A 6198-nucleotide genomic window follows, 5' to 3' on the forward strand; every position below is an offset into this window, starting at 1 on the left:
GAGTGCGGATGACCGCCCAGGCACCCCGCCCCCGCACCACCACCCGCGACCCCGAGGAACTCGGCCGCCGCCTCACCGCCTGGCTCGACGCACGCCTGCCCGGCGCGCGGGTCGCCGGCCTCGCCGTACCCGGCTCCAACGGCATGTCCAGCGAGACGCTGCTCTTCGACCTGGAGCATCCGGACGCCCCGGTCCGTGGCTGCGCGCTGCGGCTGGCCGCCGACCCCGCCGCGTACACCGTCTTCCCCGTGTACGACATGGCCCGCCAGCACCGCGTGATGCGCCTGGTCGCCGAGCACACCGACGTACCCGTGCCCCGGGTGCTGTGGCTGGAGGAGGACCCGGGACCGCTCGGCGCGCCCTTCTTCGTGATGGCGCGGGCGGAGGGGAGGGTGCCGCCGGACGTGATGCCCTACACGTACGAGGGGAACTGGCTGCACGCGGCGAGCGACGCCGAACGGGCCGTCCTGGAGGCCGAGTCGGTCGGCATCCTGGCGCGGCTGCACGACCAGTTCCCGGCGAAGGAGGCGGAGTTCCTGCTTCCGAAAGGCTCGGAAGGCGCCGGGGACCCGCTGCGGCGGCACGTCGACGCCCAACGCGCCTACTACTCCTGGGTGGTGGAAGGTCTCGCGCCCTCACCGCTCATCGAGTCGGCCTTCGACTGGCTGGAGCGGCACTGGCCCGCGGACCCGGGGCCCGCCGTGCTGACCTGGGGCGACGCCCGTATCGGAAACATCGTCTACGACGGGTTCAGGCCCGCGGCCGTGCTCGACTGGGAGATGGCCGCCTTCGCCCCGCGCGAGGTCGACCTCGGGTGGACGGTCTATCTGCACCGCTTCTTCCAGGACCTCACGGTGGGCTTCGGTCAGCCCGGCCTGCCGGACTTCCTGCGCCGCGACACGATCGAGCGGCGGTACGCCGAACTCACCGGGCACACGCCCCGGGACATGGAGTTCCACACCCTCTACGCGGCGCTGCGGCACGCCATCGTCATGCTCAGGATCGCTTACCGCCAGGCGTACTTCGGGGAGGTGGAGGTGCCGGAGAATCCCGACGGCCTGATCCTGCACCACGCCACGCTCGCGGCGATGGTGCAGGGACGCTACTGGTGACGGCCGGACCGGTGACAGCAGGACCCGTGGCGAGGGACCGGTGACAGCCGGACCCGCGACGGCCGGACCCGCGACGGCCGGACCCGCGACGGCCGGACCCGTGGCGAGGGACCGGTGACAGTCGGACCGGTGCGAGCCGGACCGGTGCGAGCCGGTCCGGCGGGTCGTGCGTCAGGCGGCGCGGCGCAGCGAGCTCCGCTTGATCGGGCGCGAACCCGGTCCGCCGACGTGCGAGAACGGCTGCATCCGCCAGTCCAGGCCCTGAGGCAGCGTCAGGAGCAGTGCGGTGTCCTGCTCCTGGACCTCCAGGGTCTCGTCCGCGGGGCTGAGGTCGGCGGCGGGCCGGCCCGTACCGGAGCAGACGGTGAGGACGAAGGGGTTCCACGGCGTCGGGCAGAGCGCGTGCTCCGGCAGGACGTCCTCGTCCGCGAGCAGCGCGATCGGCTGGTCGCACTCCGGGCAGATCACCCGGAACATCTCAAAGGTGTCGTACGCGTCGAGCTCGTCGGGCGTCTCTTCGGACGGGTCGACGGACGTGCCGACGGAATCAACAGGCTCCTGCATGGAGAATCTCCCCCTCGAACGGGTCGGCCGGATCTGATCGGCCTCGACCACAGCAAGCAATTCCCATACGGGGCACCGCATAACCGTGAGGTCCCGTCCGAGGCCCCTCAAACCCTGTGGCGTTCGTCACATGCCGCTCGCAGGTGCCCCGCGGATGTCCGATCCGTGGCATAAGGGTCGCCCCCGGCTGTCCTCCGGCCCCTCCGGGGCAATAGGGTCACCACATGGAGGAGCTGGATCGTCAGATCGTCGAGTTGCTCGTCAAGGACGGGCGCATGAGCTACACCGACCTGGGCAAGGCCACCGGCCTGTCCACGTCGGCCGTGCATCAGCGCGTCCGTCGGCTGGAGCAGCGCGGAGTCATCCGCGGCTACGCCGCCGTCGTCGACCCGGAGGCCGTCGGCCTGCCGCTCACCGCCTTCATCTCGGTGAAACCCTTCGACCCCAGCGCCCCCGACGACACCCCCGACCGGCTCGCGGACATCCCCGAGATCGAGGCGTGCCACAGCGTCGCGGGGGAGGAGAACTACATCCTCAAGGTGCGCGTCGCCACCCCCCTGGAGCTGGAGCACCTGCTCAGCCGCATCCGTTCCCAGGCCCACGTCTCCAGCCGCACCACCGTCGTCCTGTCCACCCCGTACGAGGCCAGGCCGCCCCGCATCTAGGGGCCCGGCCTGTGGGCCCGGGGCCCGCATCCGGGGCCCGGCGGACAAAGCGGCCCCCACCAGGTCCTAGCCTGGTGGGATGAGCGCGTACGAACACCGCACCGTGCTGCTGCGCGGTGGAGAAGTCCACAGCCCCGCCGATCCCTTCGCCACCGCCATGGTGGTGGAGCGCGGGCACGTCGCCTGGGTGGGCTCGGAAGGCGCCGCCGACGCCTTCGCCACCGGCGTGGACGAGGTGGTCGACCTGGAGGGCGCGCTCGTCACCCCCGCGTTCGTCGACGCCCACGTGCACACCACCGCGACCGGTCTCGCCCTCACCGGCCTCGACCTGTCCGCCGCCGCCTCGCTCGCCGACGCGGCCGAGCGGATCCGCGCCCACGCCGCGGCCCGCCCCGCCGACCGGATCCTCATCGGCCACGGCTGGGACGCCGCCCGCTGGCCCGAGCGCCGCCCGCTGACCCGGGCCGAGCTCGACGAGCTCACCGGCGGCCGCCCGCTCTACCTCACCCGGATCGACGTCCACTCGGCCGTCGTCACCACCGCCCTGCTCGACCTCGTCCCCGGGATCCGCGCGCTCGACGGCTTCCACGACGGGCAGCAGCCGCTCACCGGCGACGCCCACCACGCCGCCCGCGCCGCCGCCTACGCCGCGCTCTCCCCGCAGCAGCGCACCGAGGCCCAGCGCGCCGCCCGGCAGCACGCCGCCTCGCTCGGCATCGGGACCCTGCACGAGTGCGGCGGCCCGGAGATCTCCTCCGAGGACGACTTCACCGGCCTGATGGACCTCGCCCGCAGCGAGCCCGGCCCCCGGATCGTCGGATACTGGGCCGACCTCGACATCGAGCGGGCCCGCGCGCTCGGCGCCCTCGGCGCGGCCGGCGACCTCTTCGCCGACGGCTCCCTCGGCTCCCACACCGCCTGCCTGCACGAGCCGTACGCCGACCACGCCGGCCCCGGACACGCCGGCGTGGCCCACCTCGACGCGGCCGCGATCGCCGCCCACGTCGTCGCCTGCACCGAGGCCGGACTCCAGGCCGGCTTCCACGCCATCGGCGACGCAGCCGTCGACGCGGTCGTCGAGGGCGTCCGCACCGCCTCCGAGAAGCTGGGCCTCGCCCGCATCCGCTCCGCCCGGCACCGCGTCGAGCACGCCGAGATGCTGAGCCCCGAGTCGATCGCCGCCTTCGCCGAGCTGGGCCTCACCGCCTCCGTGCAGCCGGCCTTCGACGCTTACTGGGGCGGCGACGAGGGCATGTACGCCGACCGCCTCGGCGTGGAGCGGGCCCGTACCCTCAACCCGTACGCCGCACTGCTCCGCGCCGGCGTGCCGCTCGCCTTCGGCTCGGACAGCCCGGTCACCCCGCTGGACCCGTGGGGCACCGTGCGCGCCGCCGCCTTCCACCGGACGCCCGAGCACCGGGTCTCCGTCCGTGCTGCCTTCACCGCGCACACCCGCGGCGGCTGGCGCGCGGTCGGCCGCGACGACGCCGGCACCCTGGTCCCCGGCGCACCCGCCGACTACGCGATCTGGCGCACCGGTGAGCTGGTGGTGCAGGCGCCCGACGACCGGGTGGCCCGCTGGTCGACCGACCCGCGCTCCGGAACCCCCGGCCTGCCGGATCTGTCCCCCGGATCCGAGCTCCCGGTCTGCCTCTCGACCGTCGTCTCCGGGCAGACCGTGTTCGTCCGGCCGAACGAGTGATGTGAGTACATTTCGTACGGCCGTCCGGCTTTTTCCGGGCTCGCCCACTGACCTGCGGATCCTCCTGGGGCTCCGCCAGGGACGGTTCATCGCCGCAGGTCAAACGGGTGTTGACAGCAGGCCGTCGGCGGCCGGTAGGTTCGGCCCGTCCACCACGGACGTCCGACCGGTTGCAGACCTCCACGCAGGCACCGAACGCCGCCCGCGCCTCGGGGGCGAGGGAAGGTTTTTCCGGCGGAGGGTGCGACCCGGGTGGGGTACCGGCGTTCAGTAGACAACGGCCTCGGCCGATCCGCAGCCAGCGGGTCCCGGGTCGGCCCGAAGGACGCCGGGCCCCGATCCCGCACTTCGTGCGCGGGGCTCGCTATGGTGGGGGCTCGCGTACGTATCCCGAAGGGGCAGTAGTGAACGACGGTGGCCAGAGGCGTTACGGCCCGCTCGGCAAGGCTTTGGTGATCATCCCCACGTACAACGAGGCGGAGAACATCAGGCCGATCGTCGCGCGCGTGCGGAAGGCGGTGCCGGAGGCGCACGTCCTCGTCGCCGACGACAACAGCCCCGACGGCACGGGCAAGTTCGCCGACGAGATCGCCGCCGACGACGACCACGTCCACGTCCTGCACCGCAAGGGCAAGGAGGGGCTCGGCGCCGCCTACCTGGCCGGCTTCCGCTGGGGCATGGACAACGGCTACGGCGTCCTCGTCGAGATGGACGCCGACGGCTCCCACCAGCCCGAGGAACTGCCCCGGCTGCTCACCGCCCTCAAGGGCGCCGACCTGGTGCTCGGCTCCCGCTGGGTGCCGGGCGGCCGCATCGTCAACTGGCCCAAGTCCCGCGAGTTCATCTCCCGCGGCGGCAGCCTCTACTCCCGCCTGATGCTCGACGTCCCCATCCGCGACGTCACCGGCGGCTACCGGGCCTTCCGCAAGGAGACCCTGGAGGGCCTCGGCCTCGACGACGTCGCCTCGGCCGGCTACTGCTTCCAGGTCGACCTCGCCCGCCGCGCCGTCGCCGCCGGCTTCCACGTCGTGGAGGTCCCCATCACCTTCGTGGAGCGCGAGATCGGCGACTCCAAGATGAGCCGCAACATCGTCGTCGAGGCGCTGTGGCGGGTCACCGGCTGGGGCCTCACCGCCCGGGCCGAGAAGGTCGGCAGGCTGCTCGGCCGCAAGTCCTCCTGAAGTCCTGCTGAAGTCCTCCTGAGGTCCTCCTCAGGTGTCGCCCCCCCGGGGGGCGATCCCATCCCGTACTGATCTCTCCTTTACGACGTTCCTGCGGGCTCCCAGGCACACTGGGGTGCATGACGACCGGCGCATCTGCCCCCCTCGCCCCTCAGCGCTCCAGGGCGCGCACGTTCCTCCCGCTGGGCCTCGCCGTCTGGCTGGTCCTGGAGATCTGGCTCCTCACCGTCGTGGCGAACGCGGTGGGCGGCCTCACCGTCTTCCTGCTGCTCGTCGCCGGTGCCGTGCTCGGTGCCACCGTGATCAAACGGGCCGGCCGGCGCGCCTTCGCCAACCTCACGGGGACCTTCCAGCGGGCGCAGGAGGCGGCGCGGCGCGGCGAGGTGCCGCAGCCCGACGACCGGACCGGCGCGGCGGACCGCAACGGCTTCCTGATGCTCGGCGGACTACTCCTGATGATCCCCGGCCTGCTCTCCGACGCGGCCGGTCTGCTGCTCCTGATCCCGCAGGTCCGCACGGCCGTCGGGCGGTACGCGGAGAAGGCCGTGGAGCGGCGGATGGGCGCCGCCGCGCCGGGCAGCCTGCAGGACGCCTTCCAGCAGGCCCGCATGCACCGGCCGGACGGGAAGGTCGTGCAGGGTGAGGTCATCCGCGAGGACGCGCCCCGGGGCCCGCGCGAGACCCGGGACGACCGCCCGCCGCTGATGCCCTGAGCTTCCTGAACGCCGCGAGGGCCCGGGTTTCCCGGGCCCTCGCGGCGTGTGCCGTGCCGGCCGGGGCCCCGGCTCGTACGACGGGGTCCGGCAGCGGGCTCGTACGGCGGGGGTACGGAAACGGGCTCGTACGGCGGGGGTCTGGAAACGGGCTCGAAAGCGGTACGGAAACGCCGCGGGGGCCCGGGGAACCCTCCGGGTACCGGCCCCCCCGCGGGGAGGCAATTGTGCTGGGGGCCCCCCCCCCCGAAGGGGGGAGGG

6 protein-coding genes are annotated in these 6198 nt (G+C 73.3%); 5 read left to right on the top strand and 1 reads right to left on the bottom strand.

The features are described from left to right. The first annotated feature begins 8 nt into the window (after positions 1-8). Positions 9-1112 (top strand): phosphotransferase family protein, encoded by a 1104-nt coding sequence (locus tag ACWEJX_RS31460; protein WP_451610825.1) that lies wholly within the window; start codon positions 9-11, stop codon positions 1110-1112. A 171-nt stretch (positions 1113-1283) separates the two neighbouring features. Here ACWEJX_RS31460 and ACWEJX_RS31465 read toward each other — a convergent pair whose 3' ends face one another. Then, positions 1284-1676: a hypothetical protein gene (locus ACWEJX_RS31465; RefSeq protein WP_451610826.1), complete on the bottom strand. Its 393-nt coding sequence runs from the start codon at positions 1674-1676 to the stop codon at positions 1284-1286. Positions 1677-1900: 224 nt separating this feature from the next. Here ACWEJX_RS31465 and ACWEJX_RS31470 point away from each other — a divergent pair, with 224 nt between their 5' ends. From ACWEJX_RS31470 to fxsA, 4 genes are all read left to right on the top strand, one after another. Then, positions 1901-2341, top strand: coding sequence for an Lrp/AsnC family transcriptional regulator (locus tag ACWEJX_RS31470; protein WP_189976755.1), 441 nt, complete (start codon positions 1901-1903; stop codon positions 2339-2341). Positions 2342-2420: 79 nt separating this feature from the next. Continuing rightward, positions 2421-4043 (top strand): amidohydrolase, encoded by a 1623-nt coding sequence (locus tag ACWEJX_RS31475; protein WP_451610827.1) that lies wholly within the window; start codon positions 2421-2423, stop codon positions 4041-4043. Positions 4044-4447: 404 nt separating this feature from the next. After that, positions 4448-5224, top strand: coding sequence for a polyprenol monophosphomannose synthase (locus tag ACWEJX_RS31480; protein WP_451610828.1), 777 nt, complete (start codon positions 4448-4450; stop codon positions 5222-5224). Positions 5225-5343: 119 nt separating this feature from the next. Beyond that, a complete protein-coding gene (gene fxsA, locus ACWEJX_RS31485) occupies positions 5344-5937 on the top strand; it encodes an FxsA family membrane protein (protein ID WP_451610829.1) in 594 nt (197 codons plus the stop codon). Positions 5938-6198: the final 261 nt, after the last annotated feature.

The sequence above is a fragment of the Streptomyces sp. NPDC004788 genome, assembly GCF_053601115.1.